Source organism: Erwinia sp. ErVv1 (assembly GCF_900068895.1).
In the GTDB taxonomy this organism is placed as follows: domain Bacteria; phylum Pseudomonadota; class Gammaproteobacteria; order Enterobacterales; family Enterobacteriaceae; genus Erwinia.
In genome coordinates, this window is the sequence record NZ_CDPK01000002.1 from 194852 (window position 1) to 220788 (window position 25937).

Here is a 25937-nt window from a genome sequence, read left to right on the forward strand (position 1 = left end):
TCCATTTTTTTGAAGCATCCCTGATCGCCAGATAAATCACTTTCCGCACCGAGTCATCCGTCGGGAACACCTTGCGTTTCTTTATTGCCTGACGGATCACGCTGTTCAGCGATTCGATGGCGTTCGTAGTGTAAATAGCTTTACGGATATCCGGTGGATAATTGTAAAACGTATTGAGATTTTCCCAGTGTGCATACCAGCTTTTACTGATTTGCGGGTATTTATCGTCCCAGCCCCCTGCGAACTGCTCCAGAGCCATTAACGCCGCCTCTTCTGTTGGAGCCTGATATACCGCTTTCAGCCCGCCAGTCACGGCTTTGTAGTCCTTCCACGACACGTATTTCAGGCTGTTACGCACCATGTGAATAATGCACAGCTGGATATGCGTTTGGGGATAAACGCTGTTTATCACATCCGGGAAGCCCTTCAGACCGTCCACGCAGGCAATCAGGATATCCTGAAGGCCCCGGTTTTTAAGCTCTGTCAGCACGCTGAGCCAGAACTTTGCGTCTTCGTTTTCTGCCAGCCACATGCCCAGGAGCTCTTTCTGGCCTTCGGTATTAATGCCCAGTGCGAGGAAGACGGCTTTATTAATCACGCTACCACCGTGGCGAACTTTTACAACAATACAGTCAAGATAAACAATGGGATAAAGTGCATCCAGGGGGCGATTCTGCCACTCTGTGACCTGCTCTTTAACCGCATCGGTGACTTTAAAAATCAGCGTGGGTGAAACATCCGCGTCGTACATCTCTTTGAAGGTGGCGACGATTTCTCGCGTGGTCATGCCTTTGGCGTACAGGGACAAAATCTGGCTGTCCATCCGGGTGATACGCGTCTGGTTTTTCTTTATCAGTTGCGGTTCGAAGGTGCTTTCACGATCGCGTGGCGTACTGATTTCAATCTCACCATCATCACAAAGCAAGGTTTTTGACGAGTAGCCATTACGGGTATTGGAGCCTGTTTTGGGGGCGTTCTTCTCGTGGCCGATGTGATCAGTCAGCTCAGCATTGAGCGCTGTTTCAACGGTAAGCTTTGTCAGCATACGGGAAAACTGATTGAGATCGGCTTCGGTTTTAAGGCCTTTAGCCAGTTCAGTCGCAAGGGCTCTGAGTTTCTTTTCGTCCATAAATTGCCTGTCTCCGTTGTTGGAGTGAAGATATCAAAAACAGGCAGATACACAATTTAAATTACAGGCTCTAAGAAATTTTTCAATAAAAACAATTTGTTGATCTCTTATCGTGGTTTTTTACATGATTGGAGCTCAACCCCCTTTGCTGAAGGATCAGCGGGAAAACGACGACTCCAGCCAGTTGATATCTGTTTTGCTAAAGCTTTTAACGTCTCTTACAAATGGTCTATGTTACAGCTATGAGTAAAGCCAACGCCCCGCCTCAGCAGATTCAATCAGCATATGAACTGTTAATGGCTCGGGCTGATTATCATCACTGCGCATAAATTTTGGCAAAATAGCATTAGGTAAAAAACGTACGCCCTCATTAGGAAAATACTTGCTGAAGTCGAAATTTTTCATATCAATCTGAAGTGAGGAAGCATACTCTTCAATGAAATCACTGGCCTCTTCAGGCAATACGCTTTTCTTACCTGTACTCAGGGATGCATCATCGGACATCACCCAAAAATATTTAGCAATCAGGTTGCGTACAACTTCAGCTTTATTCATACCGTCGTTATCCTCTTACCCCTGTGATTAATTTATATCGGTGAATAACATTCCGGGTAATGATAGAGAGATCGTAAGCTGTTATCGCAGCTCCAATCCACGGAACCCAGCGCCCAACGTAAGCTCCGACGCTGGTCGTATATGCCCACTCGCCACGTAACATTTTCTTCCAGGTAATTGTTCGCCGTGGCTTCTTAAATCTCTGACGAATATACATCCGGCTCATCATTGAAAGCGGACTTGTTCCCTTGGTCGCTTTTTCGACGTCCAATTTCCCCCTGACAGGGATAACAGGAAAACTTGCTAATATCGAGGCAACAGCCACAATATCCGTGATTTCACTAAATCTTTTTCTGAATTCATCGAGTATTAACCAGAGCAAAAGCTCATCGCCATCAACGCTCATTCCATCGAAGAAATATTTTCCATTCAACTGCTCTACCGTATCCATACCTTTCCTCGCTATTCTCAATAAACAAGGTATCCTAACGCCTACTTATTACTCAGTCTATACTAAAGCAAAACTTTATAGATCTTCCTGAATACTTCACCAGAATGACAAACACAAACGGGCTTAATCACCAGGACTTGTCGGCCATACTGTAGTCCCCCCTGAATTTAGTCTTACCGCGTAATGGAGTTCTCTGGTTAAAATACAACCAACGGAGGCTCATCATGAAGAAAGCGCGTTTCACTGAAACTCAGATCCTGCGGGTTCTGAAAGAAGTTGAAGGGGGGCGGCATGTGAAGGATGTGTGTCGCGAAAACGGTGTGTCGGAGGCCAGCTATTACAACTGGAAATCTAAATACGGCGGCATGGATTCCTCTGATATCAAACGAATGAAAGAGCTGGAAGAAGAGAATCGCCCCGATTAAAGCAGATGTACGCACCCCTGAGCTTAGATCATGAAATTCTTAAGGATGTTGTGTCAAAAAAACTTTAACGGTGTCTGAGAAGCGTGAACTGGTGCATTACGTTATGACGGAACATCAGGCCAGCGAACGACGCGGGTGCCGGATTATCGGTATCAGTCGAAGCCTGTTGCATTATTGCCCGAACACAGCACGGGACCGGTCTGTAATTGAGGTACTACAAAAACTGGCGCATCACTATCCGGCCTATGGTTTTGGACTTATGTTCAAAAAGTTACGCCAGGCAGGATTACTGTGGAATGCAAAACGGGTTTACCGGATTTATCAATTGTTAAAACTCAACTTTCGGCGCAAAGGAAAAAAACGCTTACCGGGCAGGCATCCACAGCCGTTGGTTATTCCACATAAAATGAACCACTGTTGGTCAGTTGATTTTATGAGTGATGCCTTGAGCGACGGGCGGCGATTCAGGTTATTTAACATAGTTGATGACTTTAACCGGGAAGCACTGGCAATCGAAGTTGACTTGAATATACCGGCTCATCGTGTTGTACGCATCCTGGAGCGATTAAGTGCAGAACGAGGCTATCCGGCTTTTATACGAAGTGATAATGTGCCAGAACTCACTGCCGCCGCCTTAGGTGAATGGGCAGAGATGAACGGCGTGATACTCGATTTTATTCAGCCCGGTAGGCCCATGCAGAACGGATTTATTGAGCGATTTAATAAAACACTACGAACAGAAATACCTGATATGTATCTGTTCAGAACGCTGTCAGAAGTCCGCGTGCTAACAGAAGAATGGCGTACAGAATATAACGAAGAACGCCCGCATAGCTCACTGTGTGATATACCACCTGTTATCTATGCGAGGGAAAAACTGGCCGGAGATCCTCATTGGCGGTGGTACTAAAAACCGGAGGGACTACAAGCAGGCAGGTACAGAGTTTGAGCGAGCAATTAAGTCGCTTGAGCCGGTAGTGCAGCAGCAAGAGTACGAGGTGACGACAGCGCGTGTCCGGGTGGTGCAGGAGCAGTGCCAGAAGGAACTGCTCAAAGAGAGGAAATGTCCGGGACTATCTTTCGATTTGTGAGTAAAAAGCCCACATGGGATGGGCTTTTGATCAACATTAAAAGCGGATATTAGGTATGAAAAATCCACCAGGATACATAATATTTGATGGTGTACCTGGCTTCCAGCAGGTATTTGCTGCATCTATCCACGAACCCATATCCTTTCCGCGAAGGTCTATGATATTTGTTGATCCCCCAAACCATTTAGATTCATTGCACCAGAAACGCATTCAGTTTCTTTCTTTTCTAACAGTTCCATTTATTACTCTCCTTTATTTACAACCATGCTTCTTGATGTTACCAATAAACTTCCCTAAGGATTCTTGCCTAAGGATGTCACCACTTAATATTGTTACATTTAGGTCACCGTATTCATCTTTTAATTTTATTTTTTCTGGTTCTTTATTTTCCCAGAGGCCACATGCAGAATATGCCTTACCTTCTGGTGTAGATTCATGGCTTTCCATAACGTTTTTAAAAATTGATACTGAATTGGTATTTTCTAGTACTTTTTCGTATATTATTTGTTGTGGCATTTTTTTTGCCACAAATCCATTAAGTCCAATAGAAAAAAATTTAACGGTTGATAATTCCTTTTCTATTTCTGTATCGTTTTGAACTGATGCTTTTGTTGACCAAGCGATCCCAAGAAAAAATAAAAATAGTGTTTTCCATTTCATTTAATACTCCAACTTTTGCGGTGAATATAACAGCTTTAATGATCGCCGTTTGTGAAGTTGGTCACAATAATTTTTTAACTTTAATGAGCTTTTTCTTGATATGGCGGAAAGGTAACAGTAGTCTCTTGGGCTGCAAACAAAAAAAACCACCGCTACCAACGGTGGTCTGTTTGCCGGAATTCAGAGCTACCAACTCTTAGTTCCGAAGGTAACTGGGTATACGAGACCGCAGATACCAAAACTCTTCTGCCAATGTAGCCGCAGTCAGGCTCTACTCCAAGACCTTCTAAATATCTCTCTCGTATACCTCAGTTACCAATGGCTACAGCCAATGGAGATTTGATGTGCCTGTAAGGGTTGGACTAAAGACGATAGTTACCTTACATGACGCGGTAGTCGGACTGAACGGGGGGTTCGTGCATACAGTCCAACTTGGAGCGAACGGCACTGTTGCAAAAATTTGGAGGTGATAAAATTATAGCCACCTTTTGCTGACGGAGCAGCGCATGAACCTATTCAAAGGCCGGCATTTTCAGCGTGACATCATTCTGTGGGCGGTACGCTGGTACTGCAAATACGGCATCAGCTACCCTGAGCTGCAGGAGATGCTGGCTGAGGGTGTGAATGTCGATCACTCCACTATTTACCGCTGGGTTCAGCGTTATGCGCCTGAAATGGAAAAACGACTGCGCTGGTGCTGGCGTAATCCTTCCGATCTCAACCCGTGGCACATTGATGAAACGTACGTGAAGGTCAATGGTCGCTGGGCTTATCTTTACCGGGCCCTCGCTCTGCTTAAACGTGAAGGCCGGTGTTCGCCTGACGTTGAACACCGACAGATTAAGTACCGTAATAACGTTATTGAATGCGATCACGGGAAGCTGAAAAGAATAATCAGCGCCACGCTGGGATTTGAATCCATGAAGACGGCTTACGCCACAATCAAAGGTATTGAGGTTATACGTGCACTCGTAGAGGTCAGGCCTCAACATTTTATTATGGTGCTCCCCTGGGCGAGATGCGTCTGGTNTACGCCACAATCAAAGGTATTGAGGTTATACGTGCACTCGTAGAGGTCAGGCCTCAACATTTTATTATGGTGCTCCCCTGGGCGAGATGCGTCTGGTTAGCCGGGTCTTTGAAATGTAAGGTCTTTCAATAATACAAAAGGCCACCTCATCGTGAACTTTGCAACAGTGCCCCTGCTTTTGCAGGCGATGATCATTTACCCAGCCAGCTTGCATGTCAGCACAATCCGCCGCATTTACCTCAGATTTAAGACTATAGTCAACGAGTTTCCGATTATTCCGCACGAAATATGCGCTTTCTCTTGTTAATCGTGCGTCAAGGCTCTACCCTCAGGAGGCAAGACCGATACACGACAATTGCGTCCGTACGTAATGGCCTGGAGCCAACCTGATGAAAAGTGACAAAGAAATTTCGATTGACCAGTTTACTGATGCCGAGAAAGAGCTGGTTCAAGCCAAAGTGAAGCATCTGACGCTTAAACTGGCGCATATCGCCAGCAAGAAAGAGGAAAAAGAGATCCTGAAGGAAGCTAAGCGTTTGGTGATGAAAGATCGCGTAGTGAAGGAGACGACTAAAGCGGTTATCGCCAGCAAGCCTCGCAAGCCTGCCTCTGCGAAAGAGAGTGAGATTAAAGAGTATAACTGGTCGGCGTCGCTGCGCAAAAACCCGCGGGCCCTGAAAGCCAGGTAATCCCGTTATCGTTGCGTCAGGCGTGAATCACATTGATTCACCGCTGACGCTGCCCCTGGCTTTATCCCACAATAATCAGGTGCACCAGTCTCGCCAGCCCCTCAATCACCAGCACGCTCCCCACGGTAATGACCGCCAGCAGGCAATAAAACTGTTTACGGCTGCTCATAAGCTCATACTACCCTCGTCGGTAAACTGCCTACACTGTAGGAGGTTAATCTTAAACATACAGTCAATATTTCCCGGAAATGTTTGGGCGGTCTCATTATGATCTATCAGTCTCTTAACGGTGAAAGCTGGCGACATATCTATATCGTCGGCGACCTGCACGGCTGTCGGCAACTGCTGGATGAAAGGCTGCGTGAGGTGAATTTTGATTATTCTCAAGACCTGCTGGTCGCCGTCGGCGATCTGATCGACCGGGGGCCGGACAGTCTCGGCTGCCTGACGCTGTTGACTGAGCCGTGGTTTCGCAGCGTAAGGGGTAATCATGAAGAAATGGCGATCGCTGCGCTGACCGTCGGACAGCACAGTTCGTGGATTCGAAACGGTGGCGACTGGTTTTATGAGCTGAGCGGGCCGGGCATGATCGAGGCAAAGCATGCGCTGAGCCAGTGCCGCCTGCTGCCGCTGATCCTGCATATCGTGCAGGGCAGCCGCATTGTCGTGGTCGCTCATGCCGATTACCCCGCCGCCGTTTACGCCTGGGGGGCCGCGGTGGATACCACCGACGTGGTCTGGAGCAGGACCCGTCTTGAACGCCTGCAAAACGGAACGGGTGCGGAGATCCGTGGGGCGGATGCCTTTTATTTTGGTCATACGCCCCTTGATACGCCGCTTCACGCTTTCAATCAGCACTATATAGATACCGGTGCTGTTTTTGGTCACTCGCTGACGCTGGCGCAGATACAGTAAGCCATCAGGATGAGAAAAGTTTTCCGTCGCGCACCAGATCGCGCGGATAATTATTTTTTATCCGGCTTCCCACCTTTTTAGCTATGCCGACAGGCTGATGCTGGCAGGTGACCAAAATTTCACTTCCCGGCAGGTCCCGTTCCGGGTAGATATCCCGTCCTCTGTACCACTCTTCGGCTTCGGCAAGCGTCAGTTCGAAGCGGTTGGTGGCGTGCGGGTCCGCCAGCGCAATCACGGCTTCATGCTGCCAGCGCCAGCCTTTAGGGAAGGTTTCTGCCAGCTTGATGCCGATACGTGAAAACCGCACTTTACCCAGCAGAGATTCTATCGCCTGCGGAAAGAGCCACAGCTCCTTATCGCGCTGCCACAGGCTGTGTGTCGCACTGTTCCATACCAGTCCCGCTTTTGCTGCTGCCGCGCTGATCTCCTGCTGCTCCCGGTTTTTGACCGGGGAGAAGGGGAGTTTGCCGACTTTATAGCCCGGCGCGGGCATCGGCGGAACGCTTTGCAGCTTGCGCAGGCGCGCCACAAAAAAGCCCTCACTGTCGAAAATCTGCGGGAAGACGTGCAGAAAACCCTCCGGCGTAGCGGCGCGCTCTGCGCCCGCGAACAGCCCGTTGAGCGGCTCAATCGCCACCGCGTCGGGATATTTGGCCATCAGCCAGGCGATGACCTGTTGGTTTTCACTCTGATTCAATGTGCAGGTGGAGTAGACCAGCGTGCCGCCCGGACGCAGCGTATGGAAAGCGCTGTCGATTAAATCGTACTGGGTGGCAGCAATGTCAGCCGTGCTTTCGGGCGACCAGTTGCGCAGTGCATCCGCATCCTTACGGATAACGCCTTCACCCGAGCAGGGCGCGTCCAGCAGTACCGCGTCGAAGCTTTCAGGCAGGGCCGGGCCGTATACGCGACCGTCGAAATGGGCAATCGCGGTATTGCTGACGCCGCAGCGGCTGAGGTTGGCATGCAGCACCTTCACCCGGCTGGCAGAGTACTCGTTGGCCAGCACGGCACCCCGGTTACCCATGCGGGCGGCAATTTGCGTGGTTTTGGAGCCGGGCGCAGCGGCAACGTCCATCACTCGCTCGGGCTCCGGCATGCCGTCAAACAGCGCGGTGACCGGCAACATTGAGCTGGCTTCCTGAATGTAAAACAGGCCAGCGAGATGTTCCGCCGTGCTGCCCAGCGGCAGGGCATCGGCGTCTTCCCGTGCGATCCAAAAACCTTCTTTACACCAGGGAATGGGCGTCAGTGCCCAGCGGTACGGTTCAACCAGCAGCAGAAATGCCTCGACGGTGATTTTTAACGTATTGACGCGAATGCTGCGACGCAGCGGCTGCTGGCTGATAGCGATAAAGCGCTCATAATCCGCTGCATCGGGCAGCAGGGCGCGCATCTGGTCGAGAAATGACTCGGGGAAATAGACTCGGGAAGATTGGGACACTGAAAAATTCCGCTGGGATAAAGTGCAGGGAGTTTACCACAGGCGGAGGACGTAAAAAAAACGGGCAGCCAGGCTGCCCGTTATGACTTATTTAGCGGGAACCGCGGTCCCCCATTTACGCCAGTCTTTCGGCTCTTCGTCCTCCAGCAGATAGTGCTTGCCAGAGGTGGCCTGCGGCGCCAGTGGGATCGTTGGCGGCGTGGCAAACGCAATGCCGCCCTGAATGAACTGCTGGAAGGTGCCGGTTTTCNCCCCGCCGATCAGACCGAATTTCAGGTTATAGCCCGAGGCCAGCCAGAAGACCGAGTTATTACGCACCAGATGCTGGTACTTTTTACTGATCCGCAGGGTTATCTGCACCCGGTCAGCCATTGCGCCCAGAGAGGTGCCGGTCACGGTACCCACTTCAATTCCGCGGAACAGCACCGGTGTACCCACGGAAAGCGAGCCGCCCTCAGGTGCGTCCATTACCACGTTCAGGCCATCAAGATAGCGCGCGTCGGTGATGGTGGACTCCTGAAGTTCAAAGGTGCGCTGCGCCTGGCCTTTACCCGGATCGACATTGATATAGGGCTGCAGCAGCGTATCAAGATGATTAACCCCGGCCGCGGAGATAACCGGCGAGACCACCGAGAAGCGGCTGCCATAGCGCGCAAAATCATTCACGTATTCAGGGTAAAGCACGGCTTTTGCGATCACCTGGTTTTTATCCTGATTCAGCGCCAGCGATTCAAGCTGCCCAATGGTTATGCCAAGGTAGCGAATCGGCATACCGGGTGAAAGCTTACTGGCATCAAAGGTGTGCAGCATAATCTGGCTACCTACCGCACGCGCCATCGTCTCAGAGGCGTAGAGCACGCGTTTGTCTTTACTGGTCAGACCGATGCCCGCGCCGGTCAGGTTATCAAAGCTGATCGCTCCTTTTATCGCACGGTTAAGCGGTGAAGCCTGGACCGTCAGTCCGCCGCCGTTAAGCTGTACGCGCGCGCCGCCCTCAGCCCAGAACACGCTGTTCGCCGTGAGCAGATTGCGATACTCCGGCTTGATATGCACGCGCACGTCAAACTGGCTGGCTTTCGGAATGACATCTACGATCTCGCCCACCTGGAACTTGCGGTAGAGCACCACGGAACCGGCCTGAATATCGGGCAGGCTGTTGGCTGTCAGGGTGAGGGTGGTGGGCAGCTGATTGGTGGTAATACCCTCCGCCGCCTTCTCCGCATTGGCATAGAGCGGGTAGCTGGATTTCACTTCACCCTTGTTACCAGGCTCCAGCCGTATGCCGCCGTTGACCCATTCACTGGCGCTGGCACCCAGCACCTCCATCCCGTCCAGTCCCAGCTTCACGTCCAGCCGGCTGTTGATGATAAACTTACTGTCACCATGTACCAGATGGCGGTATTTAGCCGCGATGGCCACGCTGAAATTAACCCCTTTGTCGGTAAGATCGCGGCTGACAACCTGGCCAATCTGCATACCGTGCAGCATCAGGGGTTGCCCTGCATCAATGCCGTAGCTTTCGGGGGCGGTCAGCTTCACCGCAATGGCGTCCGGCTGCTGGAGTAGCGCAGCGTTGCTTTGCAAGACGGTAAAGCGATCCTGCGGCTCACCGTCGCCGGGGATCAGCTCCAGCGTATTGCCGGTCAGCAGGCTGCTGAGGCTGCTGTCGGTCAGGCTGATTTTAGGGCTGCGCATTTCAATACGCGTGCCGGTACGCATCAGCCCGGTAACGGACGGATCCAGCGTCAGTTCACCGGTTACCTTGCCGCCCGGCTGCAAATTGAGTGCGGTCAGGGTGCCTACTTCCAACCCCTGATACATCAGCGGCGTACTGTTGGCGCGCAGATTTTTACCGTCAGGCAGATCCAGCGCAATCACCACCCCACGATGGCTGTGCGCCAGGTCGGGATAGAGATCGTAGTTATCATCCGTTTTTGCCTGGGGCGAGGCATCCGGCGAGTCAAAGGCGATGGCACCGTTCACCAGCGCCGCCAGACTCTCCAGCTGCACTTTCGCCCCGCTTAACCCAACATCTGCCTTAAGCCCGGAGACATTCCAGAAGCGGCTGTCCTTTTTCACCAGATTAGTGAAGCGTCGCTCAATCAGCACATCGACAGTAACGCCCCGATTACCCGCATTAATGCTGTAGTCGTAAACGCGGCCAACGGGAATTTTACGGAAATAGACCAGCGAGCCGCTGTTCAGCGATCCCAGATCGGCCGTATGCAGATGAATGAGCATTTCGCCGGTGTTAACGCGGTATTTAGGCTGCGTATCCAGCGCGACGAAATTCTCACGCGGCTTGCCCTTGCCCGGCATCATACCGATGTAGTTGCCGCCCACCAGCGCATCCAGACCCGATACGCCTGCCAGTGATGCTTTGGGCGTCACCAGCCAGAACTGCGTTTCGTCGCGCAGCGCATCGCGCATATCGCTCTTGATACTGGCCTTGATTTTGATGGTGCGCAGATCGTCAGTCATGCTGATGCCCTGCACAAGCCCGACCTCTACGCCCTGATAGCGCACCGGCGTACGGCCTGGGACGATGCCGTCAGCCGTGGCAAAATCAATGGTGACCGTGGAGCCGCGCTCCTGGTAATTCGTCCAGACGAGCCAGCCCGCGATAAGCAGCGCAATAAAAGGCAGCAGCCAGAACGGTGAAATTCTGCGCCGTCTCTTTATACGTGCGTCAGTCGGTGTAGTCGGCGTTTCCTGTTGCATGAGCATCCCAAAGTAAACGGCTATCCAGCCACTCAACGGCAAGGATAGTAAGTATGACCGATGAGCCAAAATAGAAGGCCGCCGGTCCCATAGTAAAAGCCAGAAGCTGATCGCGATTGACCAGCGACATGGTTAACGAGATGACAAACAGGTCCAGCATAGACCAGCGCCCAACCCAGGTAACCACTCGCAGTAGCCGGATACGGGTTTTAAGACCCTGTTCACAGTTAAAATGTATGCTGATCAACAACGTCAGCAGGACAATCACTTTAGTAAAGGGTACTAAAATACTGGCAATAAAAACCACTGCCGCGACGGGCACATTCCCCGATCCCAGCGAGAGTATCCCTGACAGTATGGTGTCCTCTTTACGGGCACCATTCAGATAGATAACAGAAATGGGCAGCAGGTTGGCCGGAATGAGCAGAACTATCGCCGCTATTAGCGCCGCCCAGGATTTTTGCAGGCTAAAGCGGCGACGGTGGCGCAGCGGAGTATGACAGCGGGGACAGCGTCCGCGTTCGTCAGGTAGCCCGGTATGGTGGCAACTCAGGCATACCCTGAGCTTATCGGGTGAAACCTGCGGCTGCGGCTGTGGATAAAAACGGTGCCACAGCTGCTCAATGTTCATATGAATCAGGGTGACCAGACTGAGCACCGCCAGCGAGATAAAGGCCACTAGTCCGGGGCCGGGTGTGATGCTGGCGTAGTCCTGCACTTTAATTGAGGCGACGGCAATACCCACCAGGTAGATATCCAGCATGACCCACTCTTTCAGCCGTTCGAGCATTAAGAGTACCGGGCGAAGATTCATCCCCAGCTTTTTGCCGAAATAGAGGTAAGCAATTGACGCCACCAGCGTCGCCGGCGCACCAATGGTGCAGAACGCCACCATAGAGGCGGTGATCACGTTGCCCTGCTGGGCCATCTGATAAATGCCCCCAATCAGGGTTGCGCTGATATTGGTGCCGAGCAGCCGAATAGAAACCAGCGACTCACTAAAGGCGAACGGCATAAGCAGGAGCATGGTGACGGCCATGGCGGTCAGACGGGTCATTGACCAGTCGCGACCGTTCAGGATGCGTGCATTGCAGCGCGGGCAGTGCGCAGACTCGTTTGATTTCACATCCGGCAAGGAAAAAAGGGTATCGCATTGTGGACAACGCTGATAACGTGCCTGAGGCAGAGCATGACTAATGGTGAGTATTTTCATAATCCTGACTATGCTGATTGACCCGGCAGTGCGTATGCAGGGCAGGGTTAGGCCTGGTCGTACACCATGATGTCAGATAACACATCGGGTCATGCTTAAGGTCCAGACGGTACTAAGGGTATATTAACTCTTGAGATGATTCACCTTATCGATCTGAACATATCATGCTTATTTTATCAGGTGCGGTCATCATCCACCGCGCGACAAGTTTCCACAATGGTTAAAAAATGACAAAAACAGAATTTTATTCGGACCTCAACCGCGATTTGCGCGCGCTTATCGCCGGTGAAACCAGCTTCCTGGCCGCAATGGGTAATTGTAGCGCGCTTTTATTCGAGCGTCTTGAAGGCGTCAACTGGGCAGGGTTTTATCTTCTGACCGAGCCAGACACGCTGGTATTAGGGCCGTTTCAGGGCAAAATTGCCTGCGTACGTATTCCTGTGGGTAAAGGGGTGTGCGGTACGGCGGTAGCCGAATGCACGATCCAGCGCGTTGCGGACGTTCACGCCTTCCCGGGCCATATAGCCTGTGATGCGGCCAGCAATGCTGAAATCGTCCTGCCGCTGGTGGTGAATGGCCAGACAATCGGCGTTCTGGATATCGACAGCGTGGAATATAACCGCTTCGACAATGATGATGAAGTCGGACTGAAAACATTGACCGACGGGCTGTGTGAAGTGCTGGCCGGATCGGATGTGGAAAAATTTATTCACATCAAACGCAGCTAAAGCGCTGGATCACGTAGCATTTGCTGACGGTGTCATTATAATGACGCCTGTTCATGCCTGCGCTGATTGGCAAACCCGTTGTAATCAGGAAATTTCATGGAAAATCAACCTAAGTTGAATAGCAGTAAAGAAGTTATCGCCTTTCTGGCAGAGCGTTTTCCCGAATGCTTTAGCGCTGAAGGTGAAGCAAAACCCCTTAAGATCGGCATCTTTCAGGATTTAGTTGATCGTGTTCAGGGCGAAATGAACCTGAGTAAAACTCAGCTTCGTTCTGCTTTGCGTCTTTACACGTCAAGCTGGCGTTATTTGTACGGCATCAAGGCAGGCGCAACGCGCGTTGATCTTGACGGCAATGCGTGTGGCGTCCTTGAAGAGCAGCATGTTGAGCATGCCCGTAAGCAGCTCGAAGAGGCGAAAGCCCGCGTACAGGCCCAGCGCGAACAGCAGCAGGCAAAAAAACGCGAAGCGGGTGAAGAAGGTGCTCCACGCCGTCCCCGTAAGCCGGTGCGTAAACCTGGCGCTGAAGGTGAGCAGCCGCGTAAAGTCCGCAGCAAACCTGCCGCCGAGCGCGCACCTTCCGCAGAGCGTCAACCACCGCGCAGCAAACCCGTTACCGATACCACAGCACTGCAAGTCGGCCAGAACATCAAAGTCACCGCAGGCAAAAGTGCGATGGATGCCACCATTCTTGAAATTACCAAAGATGGCGTCCGTGTACAGTTAGCTTCCGGCATGGCAATGATAGTACGCGCAGAACACTTGCAGTTCTGATACGGAGGCCAATCAGGGCATGAACAACTTTTTTAAAACGACCGCACTTGCGGGACTGCTTCTGGCAGGGCAGGTCTTTGCCGCCGATACCATCGTGCGCGCAGACCAGATCCCTCAGCTTCATCAGGAGCCGCAGCATGCCACAGTGAGTGAGCGCGTAGCTTCTCGCTTTACGCGATCTCATTATCGCCAGTTTGATCTTAATAAAGATTTTTCGGTTAAGATTTTTGAACGCTATCTTAATCTGCTCGACTACAGCCATAACGTGCTGCTGACCTCTGATATCCAGCAGTACGACAGCAAGAAGAGCACCCTGGGTGACGAGCTAAAATCCGGTCAGCTGGACGTGTTTTACGATTTATACAATCTGGCGCAGAAGCGTCGTTTTGAGCGCTATCAATATGCGCTGTCGGTACTCAATAAGCCGATGAATTTTAATGGTCATGACACCGTTGATATCGACCGCAGCAAAGCGCCGTGGCCGAAAACGACGGACGAACTGAACCAGCTGTGGGATGCGAAAGTCAAATATGACGAACTCAGCCTCAAGCTGGCCGGTAAAACGGATAAAGAGATCCGCGATGTCCTGACCAAACGCTACCAGTTTGCCATTCGTCGTCTGGCCCAGAGCAACAGCGAAGATGTGTTCCAGCTGGCGATGACCGCGTTTGCTCACGAGATCGACCCTCATACCAACTACCTTTCTCCACGCAACACCGAGCAGTTCAATACCGAAATGAGCCTGTCGCTTGAAGGGATCGGTGCTGTGCTGCAAATGGATGACGATTACACCGTCATCAACTCTATGGTGGCAGGCGGACCGGCGGCGAAAAGTAAATCAATCACCGTCGGCGACAGAATTGTCGGCGTAGGCCAGCCGGGCAAGCCAATCGTGGATGTGATTGGCTGGCGACTTGATGACGTTGTTGCGCAGATCAAAGGCCCTAAAGGTAGCAAGGTGCGCCTTGAAGTGCTGCCGGCAGGTAAGGGCACCAAAACCCGCCTGGTTACGCTGACGCGTGAAAAGATCCGTCTTGAGGATCGCGCGGTGAAAATGACCGTGCATAACGTGGGCAAGCAGAAAGTCGGCGTACTGGATATTCCCGGCTTTTACGTTGGGTTGACCGACGATGTTAAGGTTCAGTTGCAGAAGCTGCAAAAGCAAAACGTTGACAGTATTGTCATCGATCTGCGCACCAACGGCGGCGGGGCACTGACCGAGGCGGTTTCGCTCTCTGGCCTGTTTATTCCAGGCGGTCCCGTGGTTCAGGTGCGTGACAACATCGGCAAGGTGCGTCAGGACAGCGACAACGACGGGATCGTTTATTATAAAGGTCCGCTGGTGGTACTGGTCGATCGCTTCAGCGCCTCAGCCTCGGAAATCTTTGCCGCTGCCATGCAGGATTATGGCCGGGCACTGATTGTGGGTGAGCCGACCTTCGGGAAAGGGACGGTGCAGCAGTATCGCTCGCTGAACCGCATTTACGATCAGATGCTGCGCCCTGAATGGCCTGCGCTGGGCTCCGTCCAGTACACCATTCAGAAGTTCTACCGCATCAACGGCGGCAGTACGCAGCGTAAAGGCGTGACGCCGGATCTGATGATGCCTACCGGGGTGGAAGCGATTGAAACCGGTGAGAAGTTTGAGGATAACGCGCTGCCATGGGATAGCGTGACGGCCGCGAACTATACCAAAACCGGCGACGTTAAAGCGCTGGTACCGCAGCTGCTGAAGGATCATCAGGAACGTATTGCGAAGGATCAGGAGTTCCAGTACATCCTCAAGGATATCGCGCGGTTCAACGCGATGAAGGAGAAGCGCAACATTATCTCTCTCAATCTGGCCGAGCGCGAGAAAGAGAATCATGAAGATGATGCACTGCGTCTGGAGCGCATTAACGCGCGTCTGAAGCAGGAGGGCAAGAAGCCGCTGGCTAAGCTTGACGATCTGCCTAAGGACTATAAGGAACCCGATCCTTATCTGGATGAGACGGTGAATATTGCCAATGACATGGCGCAGCTTGAGAAAGCTCAACCGTCAGATTCCGCAGCAAAATAACGTCCCAGGGCACAGCACAGTCTGTGCCCTTGTTTTTACTGCCAGCCCCCTCCAGCGTATTCCAACCCTCCTCAGCACCACCAAAGTGCATCTCTTACCGATCCGCTATCGGGTTCATTCACAGTGTAAAGTTATGTTTTTTTAGGTACTTAACGATTAAGAGCGCTTGAAATGTTTTCCGGAACCCATACGATAGCTATCCGCGTTGTGCGAATCCGTTAACTGAGGAAGATGAAATTATATGATGCGTATTGCGCTTTTCCTGCTGACCAACCTGGGTGTAATGTTGGTTTTCGGGCTGATACTCAGCCTGACGGGGATCCAGTCGAGCAGTGTTTATGGCCTGATGATTATGGCGGGTCTGTTTGGCTTCGGCGGTGCGTTCGTTTCACTGCTGATGTCGAAATGGATGGCCCTGAAATCCGTTGGTGGCGAAGTGATAGAGCAGCCGCGTAATGAAACTGAACGCTGGCTGATGCAGACCATATCGCAACAGGCTCAGCGTGCCGGCATCGCCATGCCGCAGGTGGCCATTTATCACGCACCGGATATTAACGCGTTCGCCACCGGCGCGCGTCGTGACGCGTCACTGGTCGCGGTATCCACCGGGCTGCTCCAGAATATGAGCCGGGATGAAGCTGAAGCGGTGCTGGCACATGAAATCAGCCATATTGCTAACGGTGACATGGTCACCATGACGCTTATCCAGGGTATCGTGAACACCTTTGTTATCTTTATTTCACGCATACTGGCCCAGCTGGCCGCAGGTTTCCTCTCCGGCGATCGGGATGAAGGGGAGAGCAACAACGGCAACCCAATGGTCTACTTTGTCGTTTCGATGGTGCTGGAACTGGTCTTTGGTATTGCTGCCAGCATTATTACCATGTGGTTTTCGCGTCACCGCGAATTTCACGCCGATGCCGGATCGGCTAAGCTGGTGGGGCGTGAGAAGATGATTGCCGCACTACAGCGTCTGAAGACCAGCTATGAGCCGCAGGAGGCCAGCACCATGCAGGCATTCTGCATCAACGGTAAGTCGAAATCGCTCAGCGAGCTGTTTATGTCCCACCCACCTCTGGATAAGCGCATCGAGGCGCTGCGCAGCGGTCAATATCTGAAATAGCGGTAGGTTTGAGTCAAAACCGGGCCTGTGCCTGATGCTGAGCACCTTTAAGTGACAGGCATCAGCACAGGCCCGGTTTTTTTATGCCGCAGAAGGCATCAATCGGGGTCGGGCTGGCGGATGCGCATTGCGCTGACCACCGCCGCCGCGACGGCGAAACTGCCTGCCAGCACCAGCGAGGCGTGCGTGCCACGATCGCCAAACAGATTGAACATCAGCGCCACCAGCGCCGCACCGCTGGTCTGGCCCAGCAGGCGCGCGGTTCCCAGCATACCGCTGGCCCCGCCGCTTCGCTGACGCGGAGCCGATGAGATGATCGTATGGTTATTTGGCGACTGAAACAGCCCGAAACCCGCGCCGCACAGCGCCATGCGCCAGATAATATCCATATCACCCGGTGAGGCGGGCAGCAGCGCCAGCGCAAACAGGCCGGAGGCAAACAGGGCAAGCCCAATAGCGCCCAGCAGACCGGCGTGGTAGCGCTCAATCAGTCTGCCTGCGATGGGTGCCACGATCATTGTTGCCAGCGGCCACGGCGTCAGCAGCAGGCCGGTGGCGACCTCACCCCGCATCAGTACCGATTGCAGAAAGAACGGCAGTGAAACCATGGCCAGCATTTGGGCACAGAAAGAGCAGACCGACGTCCCAATGGAGAGGGAAAAGATCGGTATACGGAAGAGATCAACCGGCAGCAGTGGGAAGGGTAAACGCAGCTGGCGACGGATAAAGAAAAAGCCGATAACCACCAGCGCAGCCACTTCAGCCAGAATTAGCCGGGTGTTCTGCCCCTGTGCAAAGCCGCTGAGGGCCGAGATGAGCAGGCCGAAGGTCAGCGCATTCATCATCGCACTGATAACGTCAAAGCGCTGCCCCTGGACTTTCTGCGCGTTGTCCGGCAAAAAACGCAGGGCCAGAGCCAGCGCCGCAATTCCTATTGGCACATTAATCAGAAACAGCCATTTCCATGAGGCGACCGAAAGCACAGCCGCCGCAACGGTTGGACCGGCGGCGGTGGACACGGCGACGATAAGAGAATTGATGCCCATTCCGCGCCCGAGAAACCGCTGCGGATAGATGATCCTGATCAGCGCCGTATTCACGCTCATCAGCGCCGCGCCGCCGAAGCCCTGTAGCACGCGCGCCAGGGTAAGCATGCCCAGCGTACTGGAGAAGGCGCAAAACAGCGAAGTACAGGTGAAAATGACCAGTCCTGCCTGATAAATGCGCCGGTAGCCGATAATATCGCCGAGGAAGGAGAGGGAGAGTAGCGAGACGATTATCGCCATCTGATAGGCGTTAACAATCCAGATAGATTCAGCCGGACTGGCCAGCAAATCGCGGGCGATGGTCGGCAGGGCGACGTTGGCGATAGCCCCGTCCATCACCGCAACGGTAAGGCCGAGCGCAATGGCCAGGATAGCGCCATAGCGCTGGGGAACGGGCAGTCCGTCCATTGGGGGAGTTTTCGGCATCGACCTTACTGTGCAGGAGGGGTGAATATCACCATGCTAATGATTTTTTGGCGATCAATCCAACTTAACCGCGCGGATCTGCATGGCGCAGACCCGCTTTGTATCAGTTATCGACCACTTCGGCGCTTTTTTTCAGTAGCGGACAGTCGGTTACGCCCACAATACCGCTATCGGTGTGCAGGTACTGAGCCGTTATCATCCCCCTTGCGGTGAGGTACTGACACTGAAGGCCCATGCCCGCAACATTTTTCGTGCTGCCAGCCAGTACGCCATAGCCGGTCACCAGCAGGGCCAGCCAAATGATGATTAACAGCGCAACGAGTCGAACTAAAAATCTCATGTTTTCTCCTTAAGATTGTTTTAACAGCAATCCTGACGTTACCGCCTCGCTGCTGGCACTCATAATAGCAGCATACTGCGGCGCGGCCCGCATTTCGTAATGAAGCATACACAAAGGGTCGTCACACGCCTTCGCGAAGGTTCTTAAATAACAGTGATGACGCTATCATTTCCAGGCGGAGCGGGTAGAATTCGGCTAAGTCTGCATTGGCAGATAATGTATTACATTAGCTTTTAGAGGCCTTTATGAATGAATTAGCAAATGGCGCGGCAGGGCTCGCTTCCACAGGCTTTATGCTCGCGCTGGTTATCCTCGGGCTGATAGTCTGGTTTTTTGTCAATCGGGCCAGCGTGAAGGCCAGTCAGCATATCCGCCTGCTGGAGTCGCTGCTGGAGGAGCAAAAACGGCAAACCCTGCTGCTTCGCCGCCTGAATGACGCATTGGCCGGTAATGAGAAGGGCGATCCCGCCTCCGACAGCCAGAACAAAGAATTTATTCGCCTCATTCCTGAACGTTAATTATTCCAAAGGAAACGCATGGCCTGGAAAAATCCCTGGTACGATCCTGCCAAGGCGCATCATACGCCTGAAGGTTTTCGCAATCCCGAACCTGACCTGCGCCAGAATGGCGATCTCAGGCGCTGGCGAAAAGAGCGCAAAGCCGCCGGACTACCCTTTCCGCCCGCGCAGGGTTACGACGGATTTATCGGGCAGTGGTGGCGCCGGGCCGAGCTGGGCGGCAGTGAAGATGCCGTCTGGTGGCTGGGCCATGCCTGTCTGCTGCTGCGACTGGAGGGGAAATACATCCTTATCGATCCCGTTCTCTCGCCGCGCGCATCGCCCCTCAGCTTTTATGGGCCGAAGCGTAAGACCCCGGCCGCGTTGAGCATCGAGGACTTACCCGCGCTGGACGGTGTGCTGATCTCTCACAGCCACTATGATCATCTTGACCGCAAGACCATCAGACAGATCCTGCGTCGCTTCCCCGACGTGGAATTTGTTGTTCCGCTTGGGCTTGAACCCTGGTTCCGCAAGCGCGGGGCGGTGAAGGTAACCCAGCTTGACTGGTGGGAAAGCACCCAGACCATGGGTATCACGGTGCATGCGGTTCCGGCACGCCACTGGAGCATGCGCACGCCCTTTGATCGGAATCGTGCGCTCTGGTGCGGCTGGACCGTTAAATCATCGGCGGTGAATTTCTGGTTTACCGGCGACAGCGGGTACAGCGATAACCTGCTGGAGATTAATCGTCGGCTGGGCCCCTTTAATCTGGCGGCGCTGCCGGTGGGTGCCTATGCACCAACGTGGTTCATGCGCGGGCAGCATATGGATCCCGAACAGGCGGTTTCACTGCATGCTGCGCTGGGAGAGCCGCTAAGCATTCCTATTCACTGGGGCGTATTTGAACTGGCAGATGAATCACTGGACGAGCCGCCAGCCGTGCTGGCAGCGGCTATGCAGGCTGCTGGCCTGGATGCCGCACGCTTTCAGGCGTGGAAAATAGGCGTAAAAAGGTCGCTGAATAATATCAGCCAGGAAAATTCTTAAAACGCTGTGTGGGCTAACAGGCAGGGAAAGCCTGATATTCCAAATAAAACAAAATCACTGATGGTACGACCATTATTAATTGTTGTCTCTCACTGCCTGCTAATGGGGCAGTGAGAAATATAGTCTCCTGATTTTGGTGCAATTTAAATTGCTACTTTTAAATGTGACTTTTTTTTGTACCAGACGGGCAGCGGGGTAATCACTTACTCACCCCAATTTAAATGAATTTTTTTGAGTAAGCTTTGCCATAAAAGTGCAATATCAATGATTAGTATTCACTTAATGTTTTAACAGGTAATAGACTTAAGCACGACGGCAGGATAAGCTTGGTTTCAGGATACGGAAATCAGTAACAGGCTGTCTGTACAGGCGTTAATCCCTCATCCGGCGTAAAACCTGTCTGACATGGCGTGCGCACTTCGCAGAAATGTGCATTCGCTCCTTGTTCTGTTTCAATCCTGAGCGATATCTCATATACCGTTTAAAAATGACTTGCCATTAATAAACGAATATGTGATAACGCTTTTAGTTAAAACGAGGTACAGTTCTGTTTATGTATGGCATCTTCAGTAAAGAAGTTTCGAGTAAAGACGTTGAATACCGCTTCCTTGCCGAGCCTTAATCCGTGCCTCATGCAGTAATGTCTCTGGTTTTTCTGTACGTTAAGCCCTCGGGCGAATAAACACTCTAAGGAATTTGCAAAATGGCAAAGATTAAAGGTCAGGTTAAGTGGTTCAACGAGTCTAAAGGTTTTGGTTTCATCACCCCTGCAGACGGCAGCAAAGACGTGTTCGTTCACTTCTCTGCAATCCAGGGCAATGGCTTCAAAACTCTGGCTGAAGGCCAGAACGTTGAGTTCGAAATTCAGGACGGCCAGAAAGGCCCTGCTGCTGTGAACGTCACCGCTATCTAATTTCGATCTTAGCCTCTGACTCGCCGTGCGCGGTGAGTCTTTCAGGCCAAAATCTTAATGCTAAAGCCCTGCCAGCACCGGCAGGGCTTTTTCATGCACGCCAATAAATTCTGCCCTCGCTTCCCGTTTCCGGTAAACTGCCGCCGTCAATACTATCCGGAGAGTCGTTATGTCCTACCAATGCCCACTTTGCCACCAGCTTCTGCTGCCTGATGCGTCTGGCTGGCGCTGCGAGAACAGGCACCAGTTTGATCGGGCAAAAGAGGGCTACGTTAACCTGCTGCCCGTGCAGCATAAGCGCTCGAAGCAGCCCGGGGACAGCGCAGAGATGATGCAGGCAAGACGCGAATTCCTTGATGCCGGACATTATCACCCGCTCCAGCAGAAGGTCTGTGACATGATTGCGCGTGTTCTGCCTGAAGGGCCGGTCAGGGTTCTGGATATCGGCTGCGGAGAGGGGTATTACACCCATGCCGTGGCGCTTCGTCTGGCGGCCCAGGGCGAGGCGGACATACACGGCCTTGATGTTTCCCGGGTGGCGGTAAGGATCGGTGCTAAGCGCTACCGTGACGTCTCATTCTGCGTGGCATCCAGCCATCGTCTGCCCTTTGCCGAAGGTACCTTTGATGCCGTATTACGTATCTATGCGCCCTGTAAAGCCCAGGAGCTGGCCCGGGTGGTGAAAGAGCAGGGATACGTGCTGACGGTCACGCCCGGTCCGCGTCACTTGATTCAGTTTAAGGCGCTGATCTACCAGGATGTGCGGCTGCATGACGACACCCCGGAGCAGATGGAAGGGTTCGAACTGGTGGAGCAACACTCTCTTAACTACCCGATGCGGCTTAACAGCGAAGAGTCCGCCGCCCTGCTGCAAATGACGCCGCTTGCATGGCGCGCGCGTCCGGAAGTGTGGGGCGTACTGGCGACCACGCCTGAGTTTGAGTGTGAAACCGACTTTACGCTGCGCCTGTGGCAGCGTAATAGCCACTCTGCCGTAGTCTGACGGATAGCGGCGTAGTTCAGGTATCTGCCAGGTGCTGCCGGACCATAAAATGGTAAATGCTCTCCAGGTCGTCGAGCTTACTGACGTGGACGTGGAGTGGGCGCTGCTCAAGCTGGATAACCAACACCCCGTCCTCTGAAAGATTCATGCTCTGAATACGCTGATATTCAATAAATACCGGGCCATAGAAAAAACCTTCTGCCTTAAACAGCAGTTTAGGCTGGCGCAGCCAGAACAGATAGACAGAAAAAAAGGCCAGCACCATCAGTAAAGTGGTGGTGACCTGCGTCCCCTGACTGGTGATATTCCTGTAGATGAGGATGGCAATCAGCCCGGTAAAAATAGCGCTGTCCAGTCCATTGCGACGCTTGAGGGGAACCCTCAGCCGGGTGTCACCCCGTCTTCGAGCCGTAATCAGCTCATCATAAATCGCATACATCATAAACAGTGCGATAAAAAGCACGATGAAATAATCAGTCAGTGACATCTTTTAATATCCCCACAAAAGGCCGACCGGAATGATAAACCCGGGTTCCGGCCGACCTTTTAAGTTCGCCGGGTTACCCCGGCGACGCGTTACACGCCAAGCAGGCCAATCCAGTAGCCAAAAATACCAATGACAAAGAAGCCCATGATAATCCACAGCGCATTGACTTTACGACGGAGCAGCCACATACAGCCGAAGGTCAGCAGCAGCGGTATCATGCCTGGCATAAGCTGATCCAGGATCGACTGGACGGTGGTTACCGTGGTTTTTCCGGTATGGTCGGTAATACGGGATACCACCAGCGGCACATCCACGTGCGTCCACTTATTGACCAGCGCCCCCATCACAAAGAGGCCAAGAATCGACGCCCCCTCGGTCAGCTTTTGCAGGAAGCCGCCGCCCATATCCCCTACGATATCGACGCCCTTACGGTAACCATAGGCTACGCCGTAGTAGCGCACCAGCAGACGGACAAGGTTAAACAGGACAAAGAACAGAACTGGCCCCAGCAGGCTGCCGGTCATGGCGATGCCCGCACCCAGTGCAGCAAAAACCGGGCGAACGGTGCCCCAGAATATCGGGTCGCCCACGCCAGCCAGCGGACCCATCAGGCCGACTTTGATGCCGTTAATGGCCGCATCGTCGATTGCTGCGCCGTTCGCACGCTGCTCCTCCATGGCCATGGTGACGCCGAGTACCGGTGCCGCGACATAAGGGTGGGTATTAAAAAACTCCAGATGGCGTTTAATGGCCTGCTTGCGGGCGTCATTATTTTCAGGATAGAGCCGACGGATAACCGGCACCATAGAGAAACAGAAGCCCAGGGCCTGCATGCGTTCGAAGTTCCATGACCCCTGAAACAGGTTTGACCGCAGGAACACGCCACGCACGTCACCCGGCGTCAGTTTCTTTTGCACAGTCGTTGCTGTGGTAGTAGAAGTGGTATCAACCATTTTGCTCACCTTTTCCCTAATCTAATTCGTTATCGAGGTCATTAGCGGCTGGCCCTGAAGCCTGCGCACCTGCCACGCGATTATATTTTGGCGCCAGCTGGATATAGAGCACCGCCATCACCACGCCGATGACGCCCAGGGCAACCAGGTTGAAACTGGTAAAGGCCGCCGTGACGAAACCCAGATAAAAGAAAGGCATCAGATACCCGGCGCGCATCATGTTGATGACCATGGCGTAACCGACAACGACAATCATGCCGCCCGCGATGTTAAGACCGTTGGTCACCACCTCAGGGATGGAATCCAGCAGCCCCTGGACAACGTTGGTTCCCACGGAGACGGCGACGATGGCTGCCGGGATCGCGATACGCATTGCCTGCAAAATCAGTGCGGAAACATGGAGCCACGAAATTGCGGTCAGGTTGCCCTTTTCTGCGGCCTTATCGGCTGCATGCTGGAAGGCGACGGTAATGGTTCGAACAATGATGGTCAGCACCTGACCGGCGGCTGCCAGCGGAATAGCCAGAGCGATACCGGCTCCAACGCTTTGCCCACCGGCGATAACCAGGATAGTTGAAATGATGGAGGCGAGGGCGGCATCAGGTGCCACGGCGGCACCAATGTTCATCCAGCCAAGGGCGATCATTTCCAGCGTACCACCGATAATGACGCCGGTTTTAACATCACCGAGGACAAAACCAATCAGGGTACAGGCCACCAGCGGCCGGTGGAACTGGAATTCATCAAGAATTGATCCCATGCCTGCAATACAGGCAACGATAAATATTAGTACAATTTGAAGAGTGGTAATCTCCATTGCACTTCTCCTCTAAAAGTCATGAACTGAGTTAAGCCTGTGCGTTCAGGCAATAATGCGAACTTTTGCTATTTATTCATTTTGGTGATCAGCTCCATCATTTTTAACCGCTGGTCGGAGGAGACCTTACGCACCTCCAGTTCGATACCGCGCTCGTTAAGCTTTTTGAATGCCGCAATATCTTTATCATCAACGGACACGGCGTTATTAACCTGAATTTTTCCCTGACGAAATGCCATGCCGCCAATGTTCACGCTGGTTATTTTCACCCCTTCCTGAACCAAACGTTCGACGTCGGTAGGATTGGTAAACAGCAGCATGACGCGGTCCCGGGCATATTTTGGGTTATTCCATACCCGTATCATTTTCGCAACGTCGACGACGTGCGCCGTTACACCCGGCGGGGCCACCTGGGTAAGCAGCGTTTTACGCACGGTGTCGGCGGCGACTTCATCGCTAACGACGATAATACGGTTCACATTGGTTTCTTTCGTCCAGCGAGTGGCAACCTGTCCATGGATTAACCGGTCATCAATACGCGCCAGCCCGATTTTCATATGATCCTCAGGTCCCAGAGGTTTCTGGGGGGCAGCAGGGGCGTTGACCGCTGCGGGGACAGGTGCAGGGGCAGGTTCAGGCGCTTTGGCTTTAAGTGCCTTAACCCCTTCACGCCCCGTTTCCACGGCAACGGCTACCAGCTCAGCAAAGCTGGGGTCGTCATCGCGCGCCATCAGCGTTTCCACCAGCATGGGAATATTGACCCCGGCGATCACCTCATAATTTTCTTTATCAACCACAATACGACTGGCGGCATTAAAGGGACTGCCTCCCCAGGTGTCAACCAGAAACAGGACACCCTGGTGGGTATCTAAATTGGTCAGCCGCGCCTGATATTTCTCGATCAGAGTTTCTGCATTTTCACCCGGGACAAAATCTATCCACGCGATATTTTGCTGTTCTCCGAGAAGCATTTCGGCCGTTTTAATGAGCTGCTCAGCAGCCCAACCGTGCGTGCCGATCACAATAGCAATGGTCACTTGCTACCTCCGTTTACTCTATCCAGCGGCCCACAAACACTTCTGAGCCGCGCGTGTAGTCATCAAAGGGTCTAGCCTTTATGATGCTGTGTATAAAACATGACGTGGCAGGGGACGAATAATTATTTCATCAAGCGGTGTAAACGTTTCCCCTTAAGACGCGATTTATTTTAATGTGCGAAAAAATAAATTATGTGACCGTGCTCAGCTATTTAGACCCTTGTTTCACTCATTAGGCTCTGTTGTAAGAATGATTAGCATTTAAGCCAGGTTCGAGTGTAAGTGTAAGAAAATATTTTTGACGTAATGGTCACGGCTGTTTACAGTAGGGATCCTTTTTTAACACAGGAGTAACGGGCCTCAG

At 52.7% G+C, this 25937-nt stretch carries 23 protein-coding genes and 3 pseudogenes; 13 read left to right on the top strand and 13 right to left on the bottom strand.

Annotation, left to right across the window (positions count from 1 at the left end; translation table 11 throughout):
• Position 1: 1 nt before the first annotated feature.
• From A1830_RS02380 to A1830_RS02390, 3 genes and pseudogenes are all read right to left on the bottom strand, one after another.
• Positions 2–1129 (bottom strand): annotated as a pseudogene (locus tag A1830_RS02380) (IS256 family transposase); the annotation flags it as partial.
• Between the two features lie 240 nt (positions 1130–1369).
• A complete protein-coding gene (locus A1830_RS02385) occupies positions 1370–1684 on the bottom strand; it encodes a DUF1493 family protein (protein ID WP_067701203.1) in 315 nt (104 codons plus the stop codon).
• A gap of 7 nt (positions 1685–1691) precedes the next feature.
• A complete protein-coding gene (locus A1830_RS02390; protein ID WP_067701206.1) occupies positions 1692–2135 on the bottom strand; it encodes an STM2901 family protein in 444 nt (147 codons plus the stop codon).
• 224 nt (positions 2136–2359) lie between these two features.
• Between A1830_RS02390 and A1830_RS21055 the strand changes: the two are divergent.
• Positions 2360–3470, top strand: a pseudogene (locus A1830_RS21055) (IS3 family transposase).
• Positions 3471–3903: 433 nt separating this feature from the next.
• Here the strand turns inward: A1830_RS21055 and mchS3 are convergent.
• A complete protein-coding gene (mchS3, locus tag A1830_RS02405; RefSeq protein WP_067701211.1) occupies positions 3904–4311 on the bottom strand; it encodes an MchS3 family protein in 408 nt (135 codons plus the stop codon).
• A 506-nt stretch (positions 4312–4817) separates the two neighbouring features.
• Between mchS3 and A1830_RS02410 the strand changes: the two are divergent.
• The 3 genes and pseudogenes from A1830_RS02410 to A1830_RS02420 all read left to right on the top strand — a co-directional run bounded on the left by A1830_RS02410 (position 4818) and on the right by A1830_RS02420 (position 6945).
• Positions 4818–5473, top strand: a pseudogene (locus A1830_RS02410) (IS6 family transposase).
• A 257-nt stretch (positions 5474–5730) separates the two neighbouring features.
• Positions 5731–6030, top strand: coding sequence for a hypothetical protein (locus tag A1830_RS02415; protein WP_067701214.1), 300 nt, complete (start codon positions 5731–5733; stop codon positions 6028–6030).
• 267 nt (positions 6031–6297) lie between these two features.
• Positions 6298–6945: a metallophosphoesterase gene (locus tag A1830_RS02420; protein ID WP_067702197.1), complete on the top strand. Its 648-nt coding sequence runs from the start codon at positions 6298–6300 to the stop codon at positions 6943–6945.
• Positions 6946–6949: 4 nt separating this feature from the next.
• On the opposite strand, the gene rsmF is transcribed toward A1830_RS02420, so the two are convergent.
• From rsmF to yebS, 3 genes are all read right to left on the bottom strand, one after another.
• The gene (rsmF, locus tag A1830_RS02425; protein ID WP_073980936.1) at positions 6950–8389 is read right to left on the bottom strand and encodes a 16S rRNA (cytosine(1407)-C(5))-methyltransferase RsmF; all 1440 of its coding nucleotides are present in this window, start codon (positions 8387–8389) and stop codon (positions 6950–6952) included.
• Between the two features lie 87 nt (positions 8390–8476).
• Positions 8477–11110, bottom strand: coding sequence for a PqiB family protein (locus tag A1830_RS02430; RefSeq protein ID WP_067701218.1), 2634 nt, complete (start codon positions 11108–11110; stop codon positions 8477–8479).
• Entirely contained in the window at positions 11079–12323 is a 1245-nt protein-coding gene (gene yebS, locus A1830_RS02435) for a membrane integrity lipid transport subunit YebS (protein WP_067701221.1), read from the bottom strand. Before yebS ends, A1830_RS02430 begins: the two co-directional genes overlap by 32 nt.
• A 227-nt stretch (positions 12324–12550) precedes the next feature.
• On the opposite strand from yebS, the gene A1830_RS02440 reads away from it, so the two are divergent.
• The 4 genes from A1830_RS02440 to htpX all read left to right on the top strand — a co-directional run bounded on the left by A1830_RS02440 (position 12551) and on the right by htpX (position 17004).
• Positions 12551–13051 (top strand): GAF domain-containing protein, encoded by a 501-nt coding sequence (locus A1830_RS02440; RefSeq protein ID WP_067701224.1) that lies wholly within the window; start codon positions 12551–12553, stop codon positions 13049–13051.
• A 96-nt stretch (positions 13052–13147) separates the two neighbouring features.
• Positions 13148–13822, top strand: coding sequence for an RNA chaperone ProQ (gene proQ, locus A1830_RS02445; RefSeq protein WP_067701228.1), 675 nt, complete (start codon positions 13148–13150; stop codon positions 13820–13822).
• Between the two features lie 19 nt (positions 13823–13841).
• The gene (gene prc, locus A1830_RS02450; RefSeq protein ID WP_067701232.1) at positions 13842–15881 is read left to right on the top strand and encodes a carboxy terminal-processing peptidase; all 2040 of its coding nucleotides are present in this window, start codon (positions 13842–13844) and stop codon (positions 15879–15881) included.
• Between the two features lie 241 nt (positions 15882–16122).
• Positions 16123–17004: a protease HtpX gene (htpX, locus tag A1830_RS02455; RefSeq protein ID WP_067701234.1), complete on the top strand. Its 882-nt coding sequence runs from the start codon at positions 16123–16125 to the stop codon at positions 17002–17004.
• A 98-nt stretch (positions 17005–17102) separates the two neighbouring features.
• Here the strand turns inward: htpX and A1830_RS02460 are convergent, their stop codons facing one another.
• Together A1830_RS02460 and A1830_RS02465 are read right to left on the bottom strand one after the other, a co-directional pair.
• Positions 17103–18476 (bottom strand): MFS transporter, encoded by a 1374-nt coding sequence (locus A1830_RS02460; protein ID WP_067701237.1) that lies wholly within the window; start codon positions 18474–18476, stop codon positions 17103–17105.
• A gap of 103 nt (positions 18477–18579) precedes the next feature.
• Positions 18580–18816, bottom strand: coding sequence for a YobH family protein (locus A1830_RS02465; protein ID WP_067701240.1), 237 nt, complete (start codon positions 18814–18816; stop codon positions 18580–18582).
• A gap of 245 nt (positions 18817–19061) precedes the next feature.
• Here A1830_RS02465 and A1830_RS02470 point away from each other — a divergent pair, with 245 nt between their 5' ends.
• From A1830_RS02470 to rlmA, 5 genes are all read left to right on the top strand, one after another.
• Positions 19062–19334 (top strand): YebO family protein, encoded by a 273-nt coding sequence (locus A1830_RS02470; RefSeq protein ID WP_067701243.1) that lies wholly within the window; start codon positions 19062–19064, stop codon positions 19332–19334.
• Between the two features lie 18 nt (positions 19335–19352).
• The gene (locus tag A1830_RS02475) at positions 19353–20363 is read left to right on the top strand and encodes an MBL fold metallo-hydrolase (protein WP_067701246.1); all 1011 of its coding nucleotides are present in this window, start codon (positions 19353–19355) and stop codon (positions 20361–20363) included.
• Between the two features lie 553 nt (positions 20364–20916).
• Positions 20917–20985, top strand: a complete 69-nt coding sequence (locus A1830_RS23155; protein WP_231877563.1) for a DUF2627 domain-containing protein — start codon at positions 20917–20919, stop codon at positions 20983–20985.
• A gap of 81 nt (positions 20986–21066) precedes the next feature.
• Positions 21067–21276, top strand: a complete 210-nt coding sequence (cspE, locus tag A1830_RS02480) for a transcription antiterminator/RNA stability regulator CspE (RefSeq protein WP_001062678.1) — start codon at positions 21067–21069, stop codon at positions 21274–21276.
• A 169-nt stretch (positions 21277–21445) separates the two neighbouring features.
• Positions 21446–22279, top strand: coding sequence for a 23S rRNA (guanine(745)-N(1))-methyltransferase (gene rlmA / locus A1830_RS02485; RefSeq protein WP_067701249.1), 834 nt, complete (start codon positions 21446–21448; stop codon positions 22277–22279).
• A gap of 16 nt (positions 22280–22295) precedes the next feature.
• Here rlmA and A1830_RS02490 read toward each other — a convergent pair whose 3' ends face one another.
• The 4 genes from A1830_RS02490 to manX all read right to left on the bottom strand — a co-directional run bounded on the left by A1830_RS02490 (position 22296) and on the right by manX (position 25573).
• On the bottom strand, positions 22296–22766 hold the full coding sequence (locus A1830_RS02490) for a DUF986 family protein (protein WP_067701252.1): 471 nt from the start codon (positions 22764–22766) through the stop codon (positions 22296–22298).
• An 89-nt stretch (positions 22767–22855) separates the two neighbouring features.
• Positions 22856–23719: a PTS mannose transporter subunit IID gene (locus tag A1830_RS02495; RefSeq protein WP_067701255.1), complete on the bottom strand. Its 864-nt coding sequence runs from the start codon at positions 23717–23719 to the stop codon at positions 22856–22858.
• Positions 23720–23735: 16 nt separating this feature from the next.
• Positions 23736–24536 carry a PTS mannose/fructose/sorbose transporter subunit IIC gene (locus tag A1830_RS02500; RefSeq protein ID WP_067701258.1) on the bottom strand — a complete coding sequence of 267 codons (801 nt, stop codon included), beginning with the start codon at positions 24534–24536 and terminating at the stop codon, positions 23736–23738.
• 68 nt (positions 24537–24604) lie between these two features.
• Positions 24605–25573 (bottom strand): PTS mannose transporter subunit IIAB, encoded by a 969-nt coding sequence (gene manX / locus A1830_RS02505; protein WP_067701261.1) that lies wholly within the window; start codon positions 25571–25573, stop codon positions 24605–24607.
• Positions 25574–25937: the final 364 nt, after the last annotated feature.